Raw genomic sequence first — 23055 nt, forward strand, 5'->3', positions numbered from 1 at the left:
CTCCGGCGGCTAGCGTTTGGGCTTGGGGTACAGCGGCAGCGCGTCCCAGTCCAGCTGCGCCGGGAAGTCCTGCGCGTCGTCCAGCGGCAGCCCCGGCGCGACCAGGAAGCCCTGCATGATCGCGCACTGGTGCTCCACCAGCCAGTCGCGCTGGGCGGCGGTCTCCACCCCCTCGGCGATCACCTCCAGGCCGAGGTTGCGGCCCAGGTCGATGATGGTGCTGACCACCGCCGCATCCCGTGGCGACTCCAGCATGTTGGCGATGAACAGGCGGTCGATCTTCAGCGTGTCCAGCTCGAAGTGCCGCAGATAGGCCAGGGAGGAATAGCCGGTGCCGAAGTCGTCGATGGCGATCTTCACCCCCAGCTGGCGCAACTGGCGCAGCTGCTCCTGGGTGTTCTCCAGGCTCTGCATCAGCGCGCTCTCGGTCACTTCCACCTCCAGTTGCGCCGGGTTCAGCTCGTACTCGTCCAGCACCCGCCCCAGGTCATCCGCCAGTTGCGGCATGCCGAACTGCACCGGGCTGACGTTCAGGCTGAGCACCAGGTCGCCGCCGGCGGGCCGCGGCATGTCGCAGAACTGCCGCGCCCCCTGGCGGAAGATCCAGTCGCCCAGGCGGTTGATCAGGCGGGTTTCCTCGAGCAGGGGGATGAACACGCTGGGGGCCACGGTTCCGGCGACCCGGTGCTGCCAGCGCAGCAGGGCCTCGAAGCCGCGCAGCCGGCCGCTGTCCAGGTAGATCTGCGGCTGGTAGACGAGGGTGAAGTCGTCCTGCTCGATGGCGGTGCGCAGGCTCTCCTCGAGCATCAGCCGCGAACGCGCACGGCCGTTCATCTCCGGCAGGAAGAAGCGGTACTGCTGGCGGCCGGCGCGCTTGGCCTCGTACATCGCCATGTCCGCCGCACGCAGCAGGCTCTCCACGCTCTGTCCGCACTCGGGAAAGCAGGCGATGCCGACGCTGGCGCCGACCGTGAAGTCGACGCCGTTGAGGCTGTGGCGCACCGACACCTGCTCGATCAGCTTTTCCGCCACGCGCGCCGCGTCCTCGGTATGGGAAAGGCCGTCGATCACCGCGGTGAATTCGTCGCCGCCGACCCGAGCCAGGGTGTCGTAGGGGCGCAGGCTGTGCCTCAGTTGCTCGCCGACCCGGCGCAGCAACTGATCGCCGACGCCATGGCCGAGGGAGTCGTTGATCCGCTTGAATCCATCCAGGTCGAGGTAGAGCAGGGCCAGACGCTGGCCGCTGCGCCCCGAGCGCGAGAGCGCCGCCTCCAGGGCCTGGTGGAAGCCGCGCCGATTGAGCAGGCCGGTCAAGGGGTCGGTCACCGCCAGGGATTCCAGCTGGGTGTGCAGGGTTCGCACCACCGACATGTCCAGGGCCAGGACCACCATGGCCCGCTGCAGCCTGGGCAGCGGCGAACAGGACAGGGCCACCGGCACGCTGTCGCCGTCCCCGGTGCGCAGGCTCGCCTCATGCACGCGATAGGTCTTGCCCTGCTGCCATTGCTGGTAGAACTCTGACGAGCGCCAGTCGCAGCCGACCTCGGGGCTGCGCAGGTGGGACAGCAGCGCGCTGCCCTGCAGCTCCGCCACCGTGCAGCGCAGCATCTGCGCCATGGCCGGGTTGGCGAAACGCACCAGGCCATCCTCGCCGACCACCATGATGCCTTCGGCGGCGTTATCCAGTACCGAGGCGTTGAAGGCCCGTGCGCTGTCGAGCTGCTGGGTCAGCTGCAGCAGCTCGCTGCGGTTGCGTTCGTGATCGAGCAGCGAGTGGATCTTGTGGCGCAACACCTTGGGGTCGAAGGGCTTGAGCATGAAGTCCACCGCACCGGTGGCATAGCCCTGGAGCACGGCATCCTCGGTCTGGGCGATGGCCGAGACGAAGATGATCGGGATGAAGCGGGTGCGCGGGTTGCCGCGCATCAGCCGCGCCACCTCGAAGCCATCCATGTGCGGCATCTGCACGTCCAGCAGCACCAGGCCCACATCCTCGTTCAACAGGCACTGCAGCGCGGCTTCCCCGGAGCTCACGCAACGCAGCTGCCAGTCGCCGTCCTCGAGCAGCGCCTGCATGGCCTCGAGATTTTCCGGTCGGTCATCCACCACCAGCAGGGTCTGCGCCCGCCCCGGCTTTCGCTTTTCCTGCAGCTGTGCCATGCCTGTCTCCTGTGTTCTCGATGACGTTCCCTGCCGATCCTCGCGGATCAGGCAGGGCCGGCGGGGACGCTCCGTGTCCCGTCCAAGCCCTGGGGCGGCGTGCTCAGCCAGCGGGTCAGCATGTCCATCAACTGCCCCTGGCTGACCGGCTTGGCCAGGTAGTCGTCTGCTCCGGCCGCCAGGCATTTCTCCCGGTCGCCCTTCATCGCATGGGCGGTCAGGGCGATGATCGGCACGATGCAGCCGTGCTCCTGCTTGAGCACCTGGGTCGCGCTGTAGCCGTCCATCCGGGGCATGGCCATGTCCATCAGGATCAGGTCGCTGCCCGCCTGCAGGTAACTGGCGATGGCCTCCAGGCCGTCGCCGGCGACGCTGACCTCGAGGCCGGCCTCGTCGAGCAGCGCGCTGAGCGCGTAGACGTTGCGCACATCGTCGTCCACCAGCAGCACGCGCCGGCCGGCCAGCCCCGCCGTCACCGACCGGGCCGGCAGCGCCAAGGGCTGCTCCACGGCACCCACGCTGCCGAGGAAGCCCTGCACGGCCAGGCTCAGTGCGTGCAGGTCCTCGCCCTGCTTGCGCACCACCACCGCGCTGTAGCGCCGCAGCCGCTGCAGGCTCAGCTGGGTGACGTCCACCCCGGTATTGATCACCACCCGGGCGCCCTTCAAGGGGCTGTGCCGGTCGAGGGTCTCGAGCAGGTCGAAGCCGTCCCGGTCGGGCAGGTCGAGATCGATCACCAGCGCCGCGAAATTGCGCTCGGCATAGGCATCCAGCGCCTCGCCGGCGTTGGCGCAGCTGACCACCTCGAAGCCCAGCTGCTGCAGATGCTCGCGGTAGTGCTCGCGCTCGACCTCGACGTCCTCCACCAGCAGCAGGGCCGGCGCCGGGGTCTGGCCGTCGCGCCGCAGCTCGACGAAGACCCGTTCGAGGTCGTCGCGGCTGATCGGCTTGACCAGGTAGCGCGGGCCGTCCTCGCTCCAGTCGGCCGGCTGCGGCACGCAGGAGATGATGTGCACCGGCGTCTCGCGATGCTCGGCCTGCCCGCGCAGGTGCCGATACAGCTGCCAACCGCTGATGTCCGGCAGCAGGATGTCCAGGATCACCGCGCTGAAGCTTTCGTGCCGCAACAGCTCGAGCGCCTGCCGGCCGGTGCGGCAATGCACGCTGGCGAAGCCGTGCGCATAGGCCTCCTCGGCCAGCACCGAGGCGAAGCTGGCATTGTCCTCGACTATCAGCACCGCGGGGCCCACGCCGCGCCGCTGCGGTCGGTCGTCGGGGGCCGCCTCCTGCACCGGCGGCTGCTGCAGGGGCAGGCTCAGGGTGAAGCACGCGCCCTGCCCCGGCGCGCTCTGCACCCGCACCTCACCGCCGAGGGCCTGCGCCAGTTGGCGGGTGATCGCCAGGCCCAGGCCGGTGCCGCCGAAGCGGCGGCTGGTGGAGCCGTCGATCTGCTGAAACGCCTGAAAGATCAGCTCGTGCTGGTCGGCGGCGATGCCGATGCCGCTGTCGCGCACGTCGAAACTCAGGCGCGGTCCATCGTCGTCGGCACGCCCGGCCTCGACCGCCACGTCCAGGCGCACCTCGCCCCGCTCGGTGAATTTCACCGCGTTGGACACCAGGTTGCGCAGTATCTGCTGCAGGCGGGCGCGGTCGGCATACACCAGCGGCGGCACCTCCGCCTGCACCTGGGTATGCAGCTGCAGGCCCTTGAGTTCGGCCATCGGGCGCATGCTCGCATCCAGCTCCACCAGCACCTCGCGCACGTCCAGCGGCTCCAGCTTGAGCTGAATGCGGCCGGATTCGACCTTGGCCAGATCGAGCACGCTATTGATCAACTGCAGCAGGTCGCTGCCGGCGCGGTGCACGATATCCGCGTGCTGGGCCTGCTTCTGCGTGAGGTTGCCGGCGCTGTTCTGGCGCAGCTGGTCGCTGAGGATCAGGATGCTGTTGAGCGGGGTGCGCAGCTCATGGGACATGTTGGCGAGGAACTCGGACTTGTAGCGGTTGGCCAGCACCAGTTGCTCGGCCTGCTCGTGCAGCCGCCGCTCGGCCGCCTTGCGCTCGCTGATGTCGATGATCACCGCCTGCACCAGGATGTTGTCGCCGCTGCGCAGCGGCGACAGGCCGACTTCCAGGGGGATCAGCCGGCCGTCGCGGTGCTGGCCGAACAGTTCGCGGTTGCTGCCCATGCGCCGCGGCTCGGGGTTGTCCTGGTAGGCGCGGCGGGACGGCACGTGCCCGGCGCGCTTGTCCTCCGGCAGGAGGATCTCCAGCGGCTGTTCGAGCAGCGCCTGGCGCGGATAGCCGAACAGCAGCTCGGCCTGCTGGTTGACCATGGCGATCCGGCCATCGCTGTCGACCAGGACGATGGCGTTGGGCGAGGCCTCCACCACCATACGAAAACGCTCCTCGCGTTCGCGCAGCTGCTCGGTCGCCGTCTGGCTGACGTACAGCTGGCGCTCGCGCTGGTACAGGTAGCCGCCCGTCAGCAGGGCCAGCAGACCGGCGGCGGTCAGCCCCATCCACAGGCTGAAGGTCATGCTCCGCCGCGCCAGCGAGACTTCGTACAGCCGGCTGCTGCTGACGGTCAGGGTCCAGGTGCGGCCATACAGCGGCAACTCCATGGTGTGGGTGAAGAGCGCAGCCGCGCCTGCGGTTTCGGCGGCCTCGCCCAACAGGGCGCTGCCCGCCTGGCGATCCACGACGCGGATATCGAACAGCCGACTCTGCGCACCGAGAATGCCGGCCATCAGGTCATGGCTGCGAAAGGCACCGTAGACGTAGCCATGCAAGGCCTCGCGCCGCGCCCGCTCGGTGTCCAGCGGCAAGCCGGGACGAAACACCGGCAGGTACAGCAGCATCCCGGCCTGCACGTCCGACTCGGTCTCCTGCATCAGGATCACCGGCGCACTGAGGGCCGCATCGCCACTGTGCAGGGCCAGGACGATCGCCTCCCGGCGCAGCGGCTCGCTGAACATGTCGTAGCCCTGGGCTCGCCGGTTGCGCCAGTCGAACGGGCTGATGTAGTCGATCAGCACGTATTCCTCGCGCGGGCCGGCGGGAAAGGCCCGATAGTCCTCGCGACCGGAGGCCTCGATCGCGCCGAGAAAGTCGTCGAGCTGCCCCCGGCGCAGGTAGCGGGCCCAGCCCAGGGCCTGGATGCCCGGATAACGGTCCTGCAGATGCAACTGCTCGACCGCCCTCTCCCACTCGAGCAGGGAAACCTCGTCGCTGCCGATGATCAGCCCGGACATACCGCGCAGCACCATTTCGTAGGCGCGCATGCGATGGATGATCCGCTGGCCGACGTCCTGCGCCTCGAGCTCGAAGCGCTGCCGCGCTTCTTCCCGACTGCTCGTCTCGAGGGCCTGCCACTGCCAGACGATCGAGCCACCCAAGCCGAGCAGCAGGGCCAGGGTGACCCCTAGCGCCAACCAGGGTTTGGGGGAAACGGATCGCGACTGGTCGTCCATGACTTCTCCTGAATCCTGCCATGACGGCCATGCCCAACCAGAGGGGCAAGCACGTCGTGGAACTCAAGGAAGCAGTCTAGTCAGGAATCGGGCACAGGGCCGGCGCTGGAGGTCAGTGGCGCACAGAAAAAAGCCCCGCAGACGCGGGGCTTGCCGTCTGCGCCGGCTCAGAGCGGGCGCAGATTGATCTCGACGCGACGGTTCTGCGCCCGGCCGGCCTCGTTGGCATTGCTGGCGATCGGCTGGTTGGGGCCGGCGCCATAGGCGGAGATCCGCGCCGGCGCTACGCCGTTGCCCGACAGGTAGGCCGCCACGCTCTGCGCACGGCGATTCGACAGGTCCTGGTTCAGTGCCAGCGAGCCGGTGCTGTCGGTATGGCCGACGATGTCGATGCCGTTCTTGTCGAACTCCTTGAACACCAGCACCAGGGAATTGAGCGTCGGGTAGAAGCCGCTGGAGACATCCGCCGAATTGCTGGCGAAGGTGATGTTGCCCGGCATGATCAGCTTCAGCTCATCGCCATTGCGCTGGACCTGCACCCCGGTGCCCTGCAGCGTCTGGCGCAGCTTGGCCTCCTGGGTATCGACGTAGTAGCCGTAACCGCCACCGGCGGCGCCGCCCACGGCCGCGCCGATCAGCGCGCCCTTGGCGCGGTCCTTCTTGCTCGAGGTCGCCGCCCCGATCACCGCTCCGGTGACGGCGCCGACGCCACCGTAGATTCCCGCCTTGCCGGCCTCGCGCTCGCCGGTGTAGGGGTTGGTCGTGCAGCCGGCCAACAGGGTCAAGGCGGCAGCCAGCAGGGTCGGGTTACGCCAGTGCTTCATAGATAGGTCCTTATCGGGGTTGTTCTGCGAGTTGGAGGTCGAGCAGAGGTGTTCGAGGCGCCAGGCGCCTCGAAGTTCCGTGGCAGCTTAGCAGGCGCTTCCCCGACATGTTGCGACGCGTCGCAAGGGGCCGCCGGCCGAGCGCCGCTATTGCGCGCCGGGCAGCGGTCGCAGGTTGACCTCGACCCGTCGATTCTGCGCCCGCCCCTCGGCCGAGGCGTTGCTCGCCAGCGGCTGGTCGGGACCCACACCCCGGGTGCTCAGGCGCGTCTGGTCGACGCCCTGGGCGATCAGGTAGTTGGCCACGCTCTGCGCACGGCGTTGCGACAGGCCCATGTTGTAGGCATGGGAACCGGTGCTGTCGGTATGGCCGACGACCTCGATGCTGTTCTGCGGGTACTGGCGGAAGGAGTTGGCCAGGTTGTTCAGCGGCGTGTGGAAGCTGCCGGCGATCTCGGCCGAGTCAGTGGCGAAGGTGATGTTGCCGGGCATGATCAGCTGGATCACGTCGCCCTGCCGGGCCACCTGCACACCGGTGCCCTGCATGCTGCGTCGCAATTCGGCTTCCTGCTTGTCGGCGTAATAGCCATAGCCGGCCCCTGCCGCCCCCCCCACGGCCGCACCGATCAGCGCGCCCTTGCCACGGTCGTCATGGCTGATCGCCGCCCCGGCCACCGCGCCGGCCAAGGCGCCGAGGCCGCCATAGGTCGCCGTCTTGTTGCTGCTGGGCTGGCCGTCGTAGGGGTTCTGGGAGGCGCAGCCCAGCAGCAGGGCTGCGCCGCAGCAGCTCAGAATCAGGCGCGAATGAGGCATGACGAACCCTCCATCGAAATGGTCAGCGTTCAGTCTAGTCAGCCACGCGACCTTTCGCCGTCAGGCACGGACAAACGGGTTCTCGCGCATCTCGTCGCCCAGCCGGGTGTCGGCACCATGACCGGTGACCACGGTGGCGTCTTCGTCCAGGCGGTACAGGCGCTGCTTGATCGAGCGCTCGATGGTCGGGTAATCGCCGCCCCACAAGTCGGTGCGGCCGATGCCGCGCTTGAACAGGGTGTCGCCGGCGATCAGCAGTTTGTCCCGGGGAAACCAGAAGCTCATCGAGCCCGGTGTGTGCCCGGGGGTATGCAGGGCCACGCCACAGCCGCAGGGCAATGCCTCGTCGTCGGCCAGCCAGCGGTCCGGTGCGGGCACCGGCGTGTAGGGCACGCCGAACATGCGGCACTGCACCTCCAGGTTATCCCAGAGGAACTGGTCCTCCTTGTGCAGGTGCAGGGTGGCGCCGGTCTTCTCCTTCATCTGCCCGGACGCGAGGAAGTGATCGAGGTGGGCATGGGTGTGGATGATGCTGACCACCTTGAGCCCGTGGCCGTCGAGGCGCGCCATGATCAACTCGGGGTCACCGCCCGGATCGACCACTATGGCCTGCTTGCTGACGGGGTCGCCGATGATCGTGCAGTTGCACTGCAAAGGCCCGACGGGGAAGGTTTCGCGGATCAGGGCAGGTGACGCGGCAGAACTCATCGGTGACTCCTCGGTAGGGTAGGCGCCGGTTAGCTTACCCATCCACCTGGGCAATGCACGACGAAAATCGCCGCCGGCCCCTATCGCCCGTCACACCCGCCGCGTCCGGATGCATGCCCCAGGGCAAGCCTCAGCTCAGCAGGCCCAGGCTCTTGGCCCGCGCCACCGCCTGGGTACGACGCTCGACTCCAAGCTTGCTGTTGATGTGGCGGGCGTGGGTTTTCACCGTATGCAGCGAGATGAACAGGCGTTCGCTGATCTGCTGGTTGGAACACCCCTGGGCGATCAGGTGCAGTACCGCCAGCTCGCGGGAGCTGAGACTCCCCAGCACCAGGCCTGGGTCATGACCCGCTAGCGTCGGCGGCGCGGGCAGTTCGCCCAGCAGAGCCTCGCGCAGCGGGCTCTCGGGCTGGTTCAGCAGCTGCTCGCGCAGCCAGTCCGGTTGCTTCTGCAGGGCCGCCAGGAACGGCGACAAGGCGCCTCCGGCAGCCGCCTGCAGGCTGGCGCTGAGCTGCTGCTGAGCCTCGCGCTCCTGGCCATTGGCGCGCAGCAACAGGGCCAGCTGCACCTGGGCGATCAGCGCCAGCAACTGCCCGCCCATGGCCTGCGCGCGCTGGATCAGGGCGCGCAGGCGCCGTTCGGCCTGGACCAGCTCACCCTGCCGTTGCTCCAGCAGCGCCTGCTGCAATTCGATGTACAGCGGCAGTTGCGGATGGAACTCCGGCGCCGCGGTGGCCTGTTCGCCACCGTAGGCCTCGGCCAGGCGTACCAGCCAGGCGGCCGCCACCTCGGTCTGGCCCTGGCGCAGCCACAGTTCGCACTTGGTCAGGGTGATCATCGCCAGGTAGTAGATCGGCGGCACGTCCCAGATATGCATCAGACGCTCGGCCTCGGCGAGCCGCGCGAACGCCTCCGGCAGGTCGCCTTCGCGCCCCTCCAGGCTGGCCAGCACGCAATGGCCGATCAACAGGCTGATATCGCGACAGGCACGTCCTTCGGCGATCCCCGCCTGCAGCCGCTGGCGGGCCAGCTGCGGTTGCAGGCGCAGGCTGAGCAGGTAGCCCTCGTACAGGGTCAGACGTGCCCGTAGCGCATACAGCCGCTGCGGCGGCAGCCCGCGCAGACGCTCCAGCCCCTGGCGCACCTCGTCGAGGGCACGCAACACCTCGCCCCGGGCCTGCAGCACGCGCGCCCGGTCATAGTGCGCCAACGCCTCGAACAGCGGATTGCCGACCCGCTGCGCCAGCTCCAGGGCCTCGCGGTTGAGGCCCCGGGCCCGCCACAGGTCGCCCTGGACGATGGCCAGGTTGGCCAGGGTCGACAGGCACATCAGGCGCTGGCCGTAGCGCTCGGCCGGCAACCCGGCCAGCGCCTCGGCGCAGTGGCGCTGCGCCTTCAGACTGTCGCCGCGACCGCGGGCGATCACCCCGCAGAGGGCCTGCCACTGCGCCAGCAGGCTCTGCTGCTGGGCCGCCGTGGACGCCGGCAGGAAGCGACTCAGCTGTGCGACCAGCTCCTCGGCCGCGTCCAGCTGACAGGCCAGGGCCAGGGCCCAGCTGTACAGGACGATCAGCCGCGGCGTACTGGCCAGCAGGCTGTCCGGCAAGTCCATCTTCCAGCGCAGCAGGGTGGCGACGTTCTGCTCGGCCAGCAGCTGCTCCTCGGACAGGTTCTGCACCAGGTTGGCGGCGACATCCGGCTGGCCGGCGCGCAAGGCCTGTTCGACCGCCTCGTCCAACAGGCCCTGGGCGCTGAACCAGCGACAGGCCCGCAGGTGCGCGCCGGGCGGAGCCGAACGCAAGGCCGCCGTGGGCCGCGCCCGCAACAGGTCGGAAAACAGGTGGTGATAGCGGAACCAGCGCCCCTGCTCGTCGAGCGGCACCAGGAATACCTGATGCGCCTGCAGGTGCTCCAGGATCGCCGAGCTGTCGTGGGCCTCGCGCACCGCATCGCACAGCTCGGCGCAGAAGCGCTCCTGGCAGGCGGTGTCATAGAGAAAGGCCTGCACCTGCGCTGGCTGCCGGTCGATCACCTCCTCCAGCAGGTACTCACGGATCAAGCCTTCGGCGCCGTGGGGCCGGGCCATATCGCCGTCATCGGCAGACGCCTCCGCAGCCGCCAGCAACCAGAGACGTAGCCCGGCCACCCAGCCCTCGCTGCGCTGCAGCAGATCGACCTGCTGCTCCTCGGTCAAGGCGGCGCCGTGGCCGGAGAGCAGCTCGCCGACCTCCTCGGCGCTCAGGCGCAGCTCCTGCTCCGGCAGCTCGAGCAACTGCCGCGACAGACGCAGGCGGGCCAGGTGCCAGTCCGGCCGCTGGCGGCTGGTCACCAGCAAGAGCAGGCCGGGCGGCAAGTGGTTGAGGAAGAACTGCAGGCAGCGATCGAGTACCGCGCCCTGGGCCAGGTGGTAATCGTCCAGCACCAGCAGCAGCGGGTTGTCCGGGTCCAGGCGCAGCGCCAGGTCGTCGAGCAGGCCATCCAGCCACTCCTCGAAGGCGAAGGGCTGGTGCCGCTGACGCAACCGCAACAACCCCAGCGCGTCGCTCCCCAGCCCCGGATAGAACTGTTGCAGACCGCTCAGCAGCCGTTCCAGAAAGCGTCCGGGGTCGCCGTCGCGGCGGCTCAGGCCGAACCACAGACTCTGCCACTGCCCGGGCAGCCGTTCGCAGAACTCGATCGCCAGCGAACTCTTGCCGAAACCCGCCGGCGCGCTGACCAGAATCAGGCGCCCGGAGAGGCCGCCGGCCAGGCGCTCGCACAGGCGCGGGCGCAGGATGTGGCCGGCCGGCAGCGGCGGACGGAAGAAATGCCCCTCGGCCCCCGGCGTGTTCGGACTGGCGAATCGATGAGAACTGGACAGCTCGGTCATTACCCGGATTCTTGGCGCAGGAGCGCCTTCAGCTTGGCTCGAGCAGCCAGCCTAGCCCCTTGGGCCGGCCATTTGAAGTGCGTCCCGTGCGCCTTAACAATTCGTTGCAATTGCCGCGCGCGGCCTCACCCGGGGCGACACGCCCCTGTCGGGAATGTCCCGGGCGGAACGGCGACGCCCCGCCGCGGAGCCCAAAACAACAATGCCCGTATCGACAGATACGGGCATTGCCTGGATCGACCACTCGGCAAGCGGGGTATGCCCCGCTTGCCGAGTCCGGCGCTCGGCCGTCTGTCGCGCGCTTAGCGCACGCCAGCCTGGCGCAGGGCCGCCGGGGTGTAGTCGCTTTCCTTGGAGCCGATATCGAACTGATAGGACTCCTTCTCTTCGTTCTTCATGCCGAGGGCCAGATAGCGCCCGGACTGCAGGTCGTACAGCGCCTCCAGGGTGTACCACGGCACTTTCTTGTCGTAGTAGTACTGGGCATGCGCCTCGGCCACGCGCCACAGAGTACCGCGACCGTCGTAATGGTCGATGGCGGCGGCCTGCCAGGTGTCCTCGTCGATGAAGAAGTCGCGCTTGGCATAGATATGCCGCTCGCCCGACTTCAGGGTCGCGGTCACGTGCCAGACGCGGTGCAGCTCGTAGCGACTCAGCTCCTGGTTGATATGACCGGGCTTGATGATCTGCTCGTACTTGAGCTTCGGCGAGTCCAGGTCATAGGTGTTGTAGGCGATGTAGACTTCCTTCTTGCCGTTGAGCTGCCAGTCGTAACGATCCGGCGCGCCGTTGTACAGGTCGAAGTTGTCCGAGGTGCGCAGGCCGTCCGAGGCGGTACCCGGGCCGTCGTAGGACACCTGCGGTGCACGGCGCACGCGACGCTGGCCGGCGTTGTACAGCCACGCCAGGCGCGGTTCCTTGACCTGGTTCAGGGTCTCGTGCACCAGCAGCACGTTGCCCGCCAGGCGCGACGGCGCAGTCACCCGCTGCTTGAAGTAGAACAGGATGTTGCTCCCCTTGCCGTTGCCGGCATCCTTCAGGGCATCGCGGAAGGTGAACTCGTCCTCGAAGTAAACCAGGCTGTAGGAGCCGTTCGCCTGCGGGGTCGCCTGGGTCACCAGACGCTTGGCGCTGCCGCCACGATAGCGGGTGATGTGGTTCCAGATCACTTCCAGACCGTTCTTGGGGATCGGGAAGGGGTTGGCCGTCGTGAAGTTCTCCAGACCGTTGCCGCCCTCCACCAGCTTGGTGTTGAGCGCGTTGCTCTTGGCCGCGGCGAGGACCGCGTCCGGCAGGGTGGCGCTGCGATGGGTCGGATACACCGGCATCTTGTAGCTGTCGGGGTAGCGCTTGAACATCGCCAGCTGGCCGGGGGTCAGCTTGTCCTTGTACTGCTCCACGTTCTGCGCGGTGATGGTGAACAGCGGCTGCTCGTTGGCGTAGGGATTCGACAGGAAACCCCGGGAATCGACGGTGCCGGCGTTGGTCGCCAGACCGCCGGTCCAGGCCGGGATCGAACCATCGGCGTTACCCGCCATCTCCGCGCCGATCGGCGTCAGGCTGGTGCCCAGCTGGGCGGCTTCTTCCGGCGAGACCGCCGCCATCACGCTGCTGGCCAGCAGCGACAGGGTCAGGGCGCCGGTTTGCAACAGACCTTTTGTTGTTTTCATGTACATAGTCTTCCTCAAATGTCCTGACCGTTAGAAGTTCATACCGAAGCTGAGCGCAACGAAGTCACGGTCGATCGACGTGTTGTACTTGCCGCCGAAGAAGTCGGTGTACGACAGGCCCGCGGTGTAGGTGTTCTGGTACTCGGCGTCCAGGCCCAGGCTGACGGCCTTGTTGCCTTCGTTGAACACACCGTTGGCGCCATAGCCATCGACGTCATGGGACCAGGAGACACTGGGCTTCAGGTTGATGCCGGCGATGGCATCGTTGTAGTCCCAGATCGCCCGCACGCGGTAACCCCAGGAGGTGGAAGTGGCGAAGCCATCGTCCTCGCAGTACTTGCTGACGTTCTCGGCATTCGGGTTGTTGCCCAGGGTACCGACGTTGAGCGCCTGGCAGGTCGGCAGGCCACCCAGGGTACCCGGCAGCGGCCCCGGACCGAAGACCGGGTCGCGGCCGTAGCGCACCTCGCTGGTGCTCTCCAGTCCACCGATGTGGCTCACGCCGATCTCGCCGACCAGGGTCATGCGGCTGGCACCCATCACCTGGTCGAAGAAGTGGGTGAAGGTGGTCTGGAACTGGGTGATTTCCTTGCGCCGATAGCCGTTCAGATCGGCACCCGGAGCACCCTGCAGCACCGAGAAGTTCGGATTCAGGGGGGTCAGGCCGGCGAACAGGATGTCGGTGGTGTTGATCTGCACCGGGGCATTCGGCCGGTAGCTGATCTCGCCGCTCCAGGCGGTGCCGGTGGGCAGGGTGGTGGAGAAGCTCAGGCCGTAGAGGCGAATGTCCTCAGGGTACTCGACGAAGTACTGGGAGTTGCCGGCGATCAACAGCGGCGCCACCTGCGTGGCCACGGTCGGGATGAGTGCACCGGGCACACCGGCGCCGCCCAGCTGCGCCCCGAGCCCGGCCGGGTTCAGCGGGCTGAGCAGGCCGAAGGTGCTGGCAGGCGCGCCCGTGGCGCTGAACACCGGGGTACGGCTGTGGTAGTTCATGAAGTAGGCGCCGAACTCGGTGTCCAGCTGCTCGGCGAAGTAGCGGAAGGCCACGCCGAACTGGCCGTCGTCCCGCGCATCGCGGTCGCCACCGCGGCGCACGATCACGCCTTCATCCGGGTTGCCCCAGGTCACTCCGTTGTTGGCGAGCACGCCACGCACCGCCGGATTCAAAGGCCCCAGGGCACCGGCCAGTTGGCTCTGGGTACGCAGCACCGCCAGGTTCTGATCGCAACCGTCGGCAATCACGTCCGGCTGGGCGAAGAAGGTGCCGCAGTTGTCGACGACCGTCTGGTCCCACTCCAGCTGGTAGAAGGCCTCCATCGACAGGTTGTCGGTCAGGCTCTGGGACACGTAGAACATGTTGACCGGAATCAGGCCTTCCTTGATCTCCGCACCGGGACGGCGAAACGCCGACACGTCGACCGGGTTGATCGAGTTGATCGAGTTGAGGATGAAGGTGCTTTCACCCCAGCTGACCACCTGCTTGCCCAGGCGCACCGAGCCCGGCAGGTCGGCGATGTCGTAGTTGTGATAGACGAAGGCGTCGAGGATCTGCGCGCCGGAGGCCTGGGCGCCTTCCTTGCGGTTGCTGTCGCTGATCTGCTTGAACAGGCGATCTTCGTCCTTCAGCTCGAAGTCATACCAGTACTTGCCGCGGATGAACGCGCCGGTATCGCCGTATTTCAGCTCGAGGTCGTGGATACCCTTGAAGATCTTCGAGAAGGTCTCGCCCCGCTTGAAGTTCTGCCGGGAATCGTCCGAGGTCTGCGACAGGCCGTCGCCACCGTTGTTGAAGCCGATCAGGTCTTTATCGGCACCGCGCACCGACCAGCTGGCCCCCACGGACAGCGCCGAGTCGAACTGACCTTCGATCTCGCCGATGTTGAAGGTGACGCCGAACGCCGGTGCAGCGAGGGTGGATGCGAGGCTGACGGCCAGCGGCAGTTTTGCCAGGCGCCAGAACGGTTGTGTCTTTGTCATCGACGCTACTCCATGTGCTTTTTTGTTATGGATGGTGCGGACTATAGCCAGCGGGTCGTACTGCTTGATCCCTCGAAAGTGTGATTTGCAGCCCCAGGCACTCTGGCCCGCCGCTTCTGACCGACCGGTCCGGTTCACGACGGTCCAAGAATGGCTTGAAAGCAGCAATTAGCAAGCCAAACGCTTGTTTGACTGTGTAGTCACTTTGCCGAGGTAGCAATAGCGGGACCTAGAGCGTGGAGAGAAACTCGCTTCCGGCCGCCTGCCACTGGGCGATATCCAGGCGAATGCGTTTCTTATCCAGCTTGCCGACACTGGTCTTGGGAATTTCGGTAACAAGGGCGATCTGGGTGGGAATCGCCCACTTGTTGATGTGTCCCTGCTCGACATAGGGCTTGAGATGCTCCTTGAGCCCCTTGGCGTCCAGCGCCTGCCCGGCCGCCAGCACCAGCAAGGCGAAGGGCCGCTCGCCCCACTGCGGGTCGGGCACCCCGACCACCGCCACTTCGCGCACGGCCGGATGGCGGCTGACCAGGTCTTCCAGCTCCAGGGAGGAGATCCACTCGCCGCCGGTCTTGATCACGTCCTTGATGCGGTCGCGAATGTCGACGAAGCCCATGCCATCGAGCGTGGCGACGTCGCCGGTATGCAGCCAGCCGTGTTCCCACAGCTCCTCGCCCTTCTGCGCCTCGCGGAAGTAGCCCTGGGTCAGCCAGGGCGAGCGCAGCACCAGCTCGCCCTGGGTCTCGCCATCGGCCGGCAGCAGCTTGCCGTCGGCACTCATGATCGCCGCATCGACCAGAGGCACCGGCACCCCGGCCTTGATCCGGTAGGTAATGCGCTCGTCCTCGCTGCCGGCCAGCAATTCCTCGTTGATGTGCGCGCAGGCGATCAGCGGACAGGTTTCCGACATGCCGTAGGCCGCGGTCAACTGGATGCCGCGGGCCTTGGCGGCGTCATACAGGGCGCGGTTCAGGGCGCTGCCGCCGATGATCATCTTCAGCCCGCCGAAGTCGTGGTCCTGGGCGCTTGGCGTGTTGAGCAGCATCTGCAGGATGGTCGGCACGCAGTGGGAGAAACTGACCTTCTCCTCCCTGATCAGGCGGCAGAGCATCTCCGGCTCGTAGCGGCCCGGATAGACCTGCTTGATGCCGAGCATCGTGGCCGCATAGGGGATGCCCCAGGCATGCACGTGGAACATCGGCGTGATCGGCATATAGACGTCGTTGGTCCCCAACAGGCGCACACTGTCCAGGCTGCCGAGCACGCTGGCCTCGGCCAGGGTGTGCAGCACCAGCTGCCGATGAGTGAAGTACACGCCCTTGGGGTTGCCGGTGGTGCCGGTGGTGTAGAAGGTGGTGGCCACCGAGTTCTCGTCGAAGTCGGCGAACGCATAGCTGGTGCCCGCCGCCGCCAGCAGCTGCTCGTACTCCCCGACCAGCCCCGGCAGGTCGGCGCCGGTGTCCTCCGTGTCAGTCAGCAGCAGGGTCTTCTCGACCGTGGTCAGCTGACCGGCGATGCCGTTGTAGAGGGGCACGAACTCGCTGTTGACCAGCACGAAGCGGTCCTCGGCATGGTTCATGGTGTAGAGGATCTGCTCCGGCGACAGGCGGATGTTGATGGTGTGCAGCACCGCACCGAGCATGGGGATGGCGAACATGCACTCGAGGTAGCGATGACTGTCCCAGTCCATCACCGCCACGGTGTCGCCGGCCTTGACCCCGACCGCCGTCAGCGCATTGGCCAGGCGGGCGACGCGCTCGTTGAAGGTCGCGTAGCTGTAGCGCATGCGATCGCGATAGACGATCTCCCGGGTCTTCTCGTAGCGCACCCCGGAAAGCAGCAGGCTCTTGATCAGCAGGGGAAATTGATAGGCATTGGTCGCGGGCGAAATGATGCGGGTTTGCAACATGGGGAGGCACCTTGTCTGCGGTCGTATCGGTTTCGGATGGTTATGACTCTAGGCCGCCAGCCTGACGCACAAATCAGTCAAAAGAATGAATTTGCCCATGGCCGCAGGTTCCATGATGGTCGCGCACGCCCGCGCGGCCGAAAAATAGTTCCGTAGCGGTGGCGGCGAAGCCTCGCGCGCGACAGGCAAAGCGCGCTAGGCGCCGACATCGATCATCGACATCCGTCCTCGACTCGTCCCGCGCACGGCCGACGCGCGCCGCTGCCCAGGCGACTACAAATCATTACAAAGCCAGGGTCGCCCCCAAGCGGATTTCCTTCGATATTCGGAGGGACCGCCCCGGTGTCCTCCGGCTAATGCAGGCACTCGGCAATAACCACAAACGCTATGGATGGCATGTGATGACCAGACGCTTCCCCAACGCCCCCCTCGCCTGCCCTCGCTCGACCGCCGCGCCCCTTCGCCGAACAGCGCGCGGCTTAGCCCCCGCGCAGAGGCTGTAACGCCTTTCGAATCACCAGTACCCGGAGCGCCCAGGCAGGGCCTCGGCGAGATTGGTTTCGCCCCGAGGACAGCGGTGAACTTAGCCTGGCCCAACCTTAGACGCCGTCACAAGGAACCTGTCATGGACACGACAAGCAGCGACATGATCACCTGGGCCAAGATGGCCAGAAAGGCCCCCCGCATCCTGCAGAGCCTGCCACGGGTGATCAGGGGGTTGAGGCTCTCCAAGGTCGCCTCGCCGACCCAGCCCTGCGGCCTGGGCTGGAGCTTCGAGCAGGCCGCGCAGCGCAACCCGGATGGCGCCGCGCTGCTGTACGAGGACAGCCGCTTCAGCTACCAGGAGATGAACCGGCGGGCCAATCGCATCGCCCACTATCTGGCCCAGCAGGGCATCGGCAAGGGCGAGGTACTGGGCATCTTTCTCGAGAACCGTCCGGAGCTGCTGCTCGTCGTGCTGGCCGCAGCCAAGCTCGGCGCCGTCAGCGCCATGCTCAACACCTCGCAGACCCGCGACGTGCTGGCCCACAGCCTCAAGCTGGTCAACCCCGCCGCGGCGCTGGTCGGCGAGGAGCTGCTGGGGGCCTATGCCGAGGTGCGCGAACAGGTCGGCCTGGCGCCCGAGCGGACCTTCTTCGTCGCCGAGCACGGCGGCCAGACACCCGCCCCCGCGGGCTACCGGAATCTGCTGGAGGCGTCGTGCAACCAGCCCGAGCACAACCCGGCCAGCACCCAGCAGGTATTCGCCGACGACCCCTGCTTCTACATCTACACCTCGGGCACCACCGGCCTGCCCAAGGCCGGCATCTTCAAGCACGGGCGCTGGATGAAGACCCAGGCCGGCTTCGGCATCATCGCCCTGGACATGCGCCCCCATGACGTCCTCTACTGCACCCTGCCGCTCTACCACGGCACCGGCCTGTGCGTCTGCTGGGGCTCCGCGATGGCCGGCGCCGGCGCCCTGGCGATCCGCCGCAAGTTCAGCGCCAGCGCGTTCTGGGCGGACGTGCGCAAGTTCCGCTCCACCACCATCGGCTATGTCGGCGAGCTCTGCCGCTACCTGCTGGACCAGCCGACGCGCCCGGACGACGCGGACAACCCGGTGGTGAAGATGGTCGGCAACGGCCTGCGCCCTGGCGTCGGCACCCCGTTCAAGGCGCGCTTCGGCATCGATCATGTCTGCGAGTTCTATGCCGCCAGCGAAGGCAATATCGGTTTCAGCAACGTGCTCAACTTCGACAACACCATAGGTTTTTCCCTGATGTCCTGGGCCCTGGTCGAATACGACCAGGAGAAAGGCGAGCCGGTGCGCGACCACCGCGGCTTTCTCAAGCGGGTGGCCAAGGGCGGCCAGGGTCTACTGCTGGCGAAGGTCGACGACAAGGCGCCACTGGACGGCTACACCGACCCGGAGAAGACGCGCCAGGTCCTCCTGCAGGATGTGTTCGAGCAGGGCGACCGCTACTTCAATACCGGCGACATGCTGCGCGACATCGGCTGGGGCCACGCCCAATTCGTCGACCGCCTGGGCGACACCTTCCGCTGGAAGGGCGAGAACGTGTCGACCACCGAGGTGGAGAACCTGCTGGTCCAGCACCCGCGGATCGCCGAGGCGGTGGTCTATGGCGTCGAGGTGCCCAACACCAACGGTCGCGCCGGCATGGCCGCGCTGACCCTGGCCGATGCCGAGCAGCCCCTGGACATGGACGACCTGCTGCGCTTCGCCCAGGGCAAGCTGCCACCCTATGCCGTGCCGCTGTTCATCCGCCTGCGGCCGGGCATGGAGACCACCGGTACCTTCAAGTACCAGAAGAAGACCCTCAGGCAACAGGCGTTCGACCCCGGGCAAAGCAACGGCGAGCCGGTCTACGCCTGGCTACCCGGCACCGACGGCTACCGTCTGCTGGACGCGGCGCTGTTCCAGGCCATAGGTGCGGGCCGGCACCGCTACTGAGGCGAACGCAGCGACCAGGGGCGCCCGCCGGATTGGCGCCCCTCGGCTGGCGCTCAGCGCATCTCGCTGAACGCCAGCTTCACCCCCAGCCCCACCAGCACCGCCCCGGTCAGGCGGTCGAACCAATGGCCGAGCCGGGCGAATCCGGCGCGCACCCGTGCCTGGCTGAACAGCAGCGACACCAGGCAGAACCACAGCGCCGTGGCCGCGGCCAGATAGAGACCGTAGCCGGCCTGCACGGCCAGCGGCGTATGCGGGTCGATCACCACGGTGAACAGCGACAGGAAGAACAGCGTGGCCTTGGGGTTCAGGCCATTGGTGACGAAGCCGGTGACGAAGGCCGCGCCGGCCGTCCGCCCTCCCGCCCCGGCCCCCGGATCGGTGCTGGCCGGCCCGGCGGCCTTGGCCCGCAGCGCGCGAATGCCGATGTACAGCAGGTAGGCCGCCGCCAGCCATTTCAGCGCATTGAACAGCACGATCGACTGCGACACGATCAGGCCGATGCCCAGCAAGGAATACGCCACGTGCACGAAGATGCCGGCGCCCACCCCCAGGGCGGTGAAGATGCCGGCGCGCCGTCCATAGGCCACGCTCTCGCGCACGACGATGGCGAAGTCCGGTCCGGGGCTGGCCACGGCCAGCAGATGGATCAGCGCCACGGTGAGAAATTCAGTCCAGTACATCGAGCCTCCGCGACGTCATTCGGGTCTGTTAGGCTCGCCACATTACCCCTCGCCTGGACAGTTAGGAAAGGTACAGCTGATGAGCAACAACAGCCTCGCGGTATTTCTCGACCACCGTTCACTCGACCTCGGCGACCTCGACCTGTCCCCCCTCGAACAGTGTTTCGCCGACCTGCAACTGCACGCCCAGAGCACCCCGGAGCAGGTCATCGAGCGGCTGCAGGGCGCCCAGGTGGCCATCAGCAACAAGGTTGCGCTCGACGCCGCGACCCTTGCCGCCTGCCCCGAGCTGCGCCTGGTGCTGGTCGCGGCCACCGGCACCAACAACGTCGACCTGGGCGCGGCCCGCGCCCGGGGCATCACCGTGAGCAACTGCCAGGGCTACGGCACGCCTTCGGTGGCCCAGCACACCCTGATGCTGCTGCTGGCCCTGGCCACGCGCCTGCCGGACTACCAGCAGGACATCCGCGCCGGACGCTGGCAGCAGGCGCAGCAGTTCTGCCTGCTGGACCACCCCATAGTCGAGCTGGAGGGCAAGACCCTCGGCCTGCTCGGCCACGGCGAACTGGGCGGCGCGGTGGCCCGCCTGGCCGAGGCCTTCGGCATGCGCGTGCTGCTCGGCCAGCTGCCGGGACGCCCGCCCCGGCAGGACCGCCTGCCCCTGGACGAACTGCTGCCCCGGGTCGACGCCCTGAGCCTGCACTGCCCGCTGAACGCGGCGACCGAGAACCTGATCGGCGAGTACGAGCTGAGCCTGATGAAGCCGGGGGCCTTCCTGGTCAACACCGCCCGCGGCGGCCTGGTCGACGAACAGGCCCTGGCCGACGCCCTGCGCCGCGGCCACCTGGGCGGTGCCGCCTGCGACGTGCTGACCCAGGAGCCGCCGCGCAACGGCAATCCCCTGCTGGCCGCCGATGTCCCGCGCCTGATCGTCACCCCCCACAGCGCCTGGGGCAGCCGCGAGGCCCGCCAGCGCATCGTCATGCAGCTGGCGGAGAACGCCCAGGCGTTCTTCGCCGGTGCGCCGCGCCGGGTAGTCGGCTAAGCTTCGCGGCTTTTGCGAGGAGCGCTTATGGACCCGCGAAGCGAAGTGCTGCTGCGCCAGGCCGAACTCTTTGCCGGCGCCACCCTGCTGGCCGGCCTGCCGGCCGACGATCTGCTCGGCCAGCTGCCCGCGGCCCACGGCTGGAGCTGGCATGCCGGCGAGCAGGCGGCCCTGGCCGGCCGCTTTGCCGGGCGCAGCCAGTTCGGCGTCAACCCGCCGGAGCACGGGTTCGACGCCGCGGTGCTGTTCCTGCCGAAGTCCCGCGAGCTGACCGACTACCTGCTCGCCGCCCTGGCCGCCCGCCTGGCCGGCCGGCCGCTGTTCCTGGTCGGCGAGAAGCGCGCCGGCATCGAACGGGCGGCCAAGCAGCTGGCCGCCTTCGGCACGCCGCGCAAGCTCGACAGCGCCCGCCACTGCCAACTGTGGCAGGTGCAGGTGGAACAGGCGCCTTCCCCCCCCGACCTGCAGGCCCTGGCGCGACGCTACGACCTGCAGCTGGCCGATGGCCCGCTGACCGTGGTCAGCCTGCCGGGGGTGTTCAGCCATGGTCGCCTGGACGTCGGCAGCGCCCTGCTGCTGCAGCATCTGGAGCAGCTGCCGGCCGGCCACCTGCTGGACTTCGGCTGCGGCGCCGGCGTGCTCGGCGCCACCCTGAAACGGCGCTACCCCGACAGCCGGGTGACGCTGCTGGATGTCGACGCCTTCGCCGTGGCCAGCAGCCGCCTGACCCTGAGCGCGAACGGCCTGGAGGCCGAAGTCATCAGCGGCGACGGCATCGAGGCCGCGCCCCGGGGCCTGAGCGCCATCCTCAGCAACCCGCCCTTCCACCAGGGCGTCCACACCCACTACCAGGCCACCGAGCAACTGCTGCGCCAGGCCGCCCAGCACCTGCAGCCCAACGGCCAGCTGCGCCTGGTGGCCAACAGCTTCCTCAAGTACCCGCCGCTGATCGAGCAGCATCTGGGCCCCTGCCAGACCCTGGCCGAGGCCAACGGCTTTCGCGTCTACCGCGCCAGCCCCCGCTGAGCAGGCAGATCGGCCTTGCCCGCAGCCGGTCGACTGGGCACAATGCGCCCGTCCTAGGGGAGTAGTCTCCCGCGAGCGCCGGTTGCAGCGCCCGCCCGGCGCGCGTCAACATACTTGGTCAACCGACCATGGCGCGCGCGACCCGAGGTCCGCCCAGGCGGACCGGCAGATTGTCAGCCACCCGCCCAGGGGGCGCGGCAGGTGCCGGGGTTTGACAAGACCTATGACACGCACACCTCACCCGGGGCGGGAAGGTCGTACGTGTCATAGCCGAGTCGACCCGCCCCTCTGGAACTTCGATGCTGGAATCCCTGTTCGTCCCCACCCTGATCGTCGCCCTGGCCGAAATCGGCGACAAGACGCAGCTGCTCGCCCTGTTGCTGGCCGCGCGCTTTCGTCGTCCCTGGCCGATCATCGCCGGCATCCTCGCCGCCACCCTGGCCAATCATTTCGCCGCCGGCGCCCTCGGCACCTGGGTCGCCGGCCTGTTCTCGCCCGCTCAACTGGGCTGGAGCCTCGCCGTCAGCTTCGCCGCGGTGGCCCTGTGGACGCTGATCCCCGACCGCCTGGACGATGACGAAGGCGCCCGACTCAAGCGCCATGGCGCCTTCCTCACCACCCTGATCGCCTTCTTCCTCGCCGAGATGGGCGACAAGACCCAGGTCGCCACCGTGATGCTGGCCGCGCAATACCCGCACTTCGTGCTGGTGGTGCTCGGCACCACCCTCGGCATGCTACTGGCCAACGTGCCGGTGGTGCTGGTCGGCGACTTCGCCGCCGAGCGCCTGCCGCTGGCCCTGATCCGTCGCCTGGCCGCCGCTGCCTTCGCCGCACTGGCGCTCTACGCCGGCTACCAGGCGCTGCAGCTCGGCGGCCTGGCCTGAACCCGGCGCAGCGCTGCGGGGAGGCGCCCCGGCCGATACCCAGCCGGGGCGGCGACTGATATCCTGCGCAAGATCTTGCTCAGTCTCATCGCACGTCATGGAGGGCGTCATGTCATTGGAAGAACGGAAGAAACTGGTTCGTCGACATATCGACCTGTCATGGAACAAGGGCCACCTGGCCCTGGTGGAACAGCTGCACAGCCAGGACTTCCTGTACAAGAGCTCCTTCGCCGGACGCCCGCTGAGCAGCCGCTCGTTCGCCCAGCTGGTGCAGGACATTCGCCGCGCCATGCCGGATCTGGAGGTGGTGGTCGAGGAGTGCATCGCCGAGGGCGACAAGGTGGTCACCTGGAGCACCCTGATCGGCACCATCGAACAACCGGCCCTGGGCTACCCACCGAGCGACAAGGTGCTGAGCATCTCGGCCATGGCCTTCTGGACGCTGACCCCCGCCAACGAGGTCCGGGAAATCTGCACCATGTTCGACATGGAGAGCTTCCGCGCCCAGCTCGGGCTGGACGCCCGCCCCTACGCGGAAAAGGCCCTGCCCTGA

15 protein-coding genes and 1 riboswitch are annotated in these 23055 nt (G+C 67.7%); of the genes, 5 read left to right on the forward strand and 10 right to left on the reverse strand.

What is annotated here, in order from left to right:
* Positions 1 to 9 precede the first annotated feature (9 nt).
* From I0D00_RS07300 to I0D00_RS07340, 9 genes are all read right to left on the reverse strand, one after another.
* Complete coding sequence (locus I0D00_RS07300) at positions 10 to 2160, reverse strand: putative bifunctional diguanylate cyclase/phosphodiesterase (RefSeq protein ID WP_213639073.1); 2151 nt, start codon at positions 2158 to 2160, stop codon at positions 10 to 12.
* Positions 2161 to 2207: 47 nt separating this feature from the next.
* The gene (locus I0D00_RS07305) at positions 2208 to 5633 is read right to left on the reverse strand and encodes a CHASE domain-containing protein (RefSeq protein WP_213639074.1); all 3426 of its coding nucleotides are present in this window, start codon (positions 5631 to 5633) and stop codon (positions 2208 to 2210) included.
* 167 nt (positions 5634 to 5800) lie between these two features.
* Positions 5801 to 6457, reverse strand: a complete 657-nt coding sequence (locus I0D00_RS07310; RefSeq protein WP_213639075.1) for a YiaD family glycine zipper/OmpA-like lipoprotein — start codon at positions 6455 to 6457, stop codon at positions 5801 to 5803.
* Between the two features lie 147 nt (positions 6458 to 6604).
* Positions 6605 to 7270, reverse strand: coding sequence for a YiaD family glycine zipper/OmpA-like lipoprotein (locus I0D00_RS07315; protein ID WP_213639076.1), 666 nt, complete (start codon positions 7268 to 7270; stop codon positions 6605 to 6607).
* A gap of 60 nt (positions 7271 to 7330) precedes the next feature.
* Positions 7331 to 7978, reverse strand: coding sequence for an MBL fold metallo-hydrolase (locus tag I0D00_RS07320; RefSeq protein WP_213639077.1), 648 nt, complete (start codon positions 7976 to 7978; stop codon positions 7331 to 7333).
* A gap of 130 nt (positions 7979 to 8108) precedes the next feature.
* Complete coding sequence (locus tag I0D00_RS07325) at positions 8109 to 10847, reverse strand: winged helix-turn-helix domain-containing protein (protein WP_213639078.1); 2739 nt, start codon at positions 10845 to 10847, stop codon at positions 8109 to 8111.
* A gap of 302 nt (positions 10848 to 11149) precedes the next feature.
* Positions 11150 to 12517 carry a DUF1329 domain-containing protein gene (locus tag I0D00_RS07330; RefSeq protein WP_213639079.1) on the reverse strand — a complete coding sequence of 456 codons (1368 nt, stop codon included), beginning with the start codon at positions 12515 to 12517 and terminating at the stop codon, positions 11150 to 11152.
* A 30-nt stretch (positions 12518 to 12547) separates the two neighbouring features.
* Positions 12548 to 14497, reverse strand: coding sequence for a DUF1302 domain-containing protein (locus I0D00_RS07335; protein WP_213639080.1), 1950 nt, complete (start codon positions 14495 to 14497; stop codon positions 12548 to 12550).
* A gap of 229 nt (positions 14498 to 14726) precedes the next feature.
* Complete coding sequence (locus tag I0D00_RS07340; RefSeq protein WP_213639081.1) at positions 14727 to 16409, reverse strand: fatty acid--CoA ligase; 1683 nt, start codon at positions 16407 to 16409, stop codon at positions 14727 to 14729.
* A gap of 625 nt (positions 16410 to 17034) precedes the next feature.
* Between I0D00_RS07340 and I0D00_RS07345 the strand changes: the two genes are divergently transcribed.
* Entirely contained in the window at positions 17035 to 18864 is a 1830-nt protein-coding gene (locus I0D00_RS07345; RefSeq protein WP_213639082.1) for a long-chain-acyl-CoA synthetase, read from the forward strand.
* A gap of 53 nt (positions 18865 to 18917) precedes the next feature.
* On the opposite strand, the gene I0D00_RS07350 is transcribed toward I0D00_RS07345, so the two are convergent.
* On the reverse strand, positions 18918 to 19547 hold the full coding sequence (locus I0D00_RS07350; RefSeq protein WP_213639083.1) for a LysE family transporter: 630 nt from the start codon (positions 19545 to 19547) through the stop codon (positions 18918 to 18920).
* 79 nt (positions 19548 to 19626) lie between these two features.
* Between I0D00_RS07350 and I0D00_RS07355 the strand changes: the two genes are divergently transcribed.
* From I0D00_RS07355 to I0D00_RS07370, 4 genes are all read left to right on the forward strand, one after another.
* Positions 19627 to 20592 carry a 2-hydroxyacid dehydrogenase gene (locus tag I0D00_RS07355; RefSeq protein ID WP_213639084.1) on the forward strand — a complete coding sequence of 322 codons (966 nt, stop codon included), beginning with the start codon at positions 19627 to 19629 and terminating at the stop codon, positions 20590 to 20592.
* 27 nt (positions 20593 to 20619) lie between these two features.
* Entirely contained in the window at positions 20620 to 21618 is a 999-nt protein-coding gene (locus I0D00_RS07360) for a class I SAM-dependent methyltransferase (protein WP_213639085.1), read from the forward strand.
* A gap of 39 nt (positions 21619 to 21657) precedes the next feature.
* Positions 21658 to 21768, forward strand: a riboswitch (yybP-ykoY riboswitch).
* A gap of 152 nt (positions 21769 to 21920) precedes the next feature.
* Positions 21921 to 22502, forward strand: a complete 582-nt coding sequence (locus I0D00_RS07365; protein WP_213640245.1) for a TMEM165/GDT1 family protein — start codon at positions 21921 to 21923, stop codon at positions 22500 to 22502.
* A 109-nt stretch (positions 22503 to 22611) separates the two neighbouring features.
* Positions 22612 to 23055, forward strand: a complete 444-nt coding sequence (locus I0D00_RS07370; RefSeq protein WP_213639086.1) for a ketosteroid isomerase-related protein — start codon at positions 22612 to 22614, stop codon at positions 23053 to 23055.

Source organism: Pseudomonas lalucatii (genome assembly GCF_018398425.1).
GTDB classification, from domain to species: domain Bacteria; phylum Pseudomonadota; class Gammaproteobacteria; order Pseudomonadales; family Pseudomonadaceae; genus Aquipseudomonas; species Aquipseudomonas lalucatii.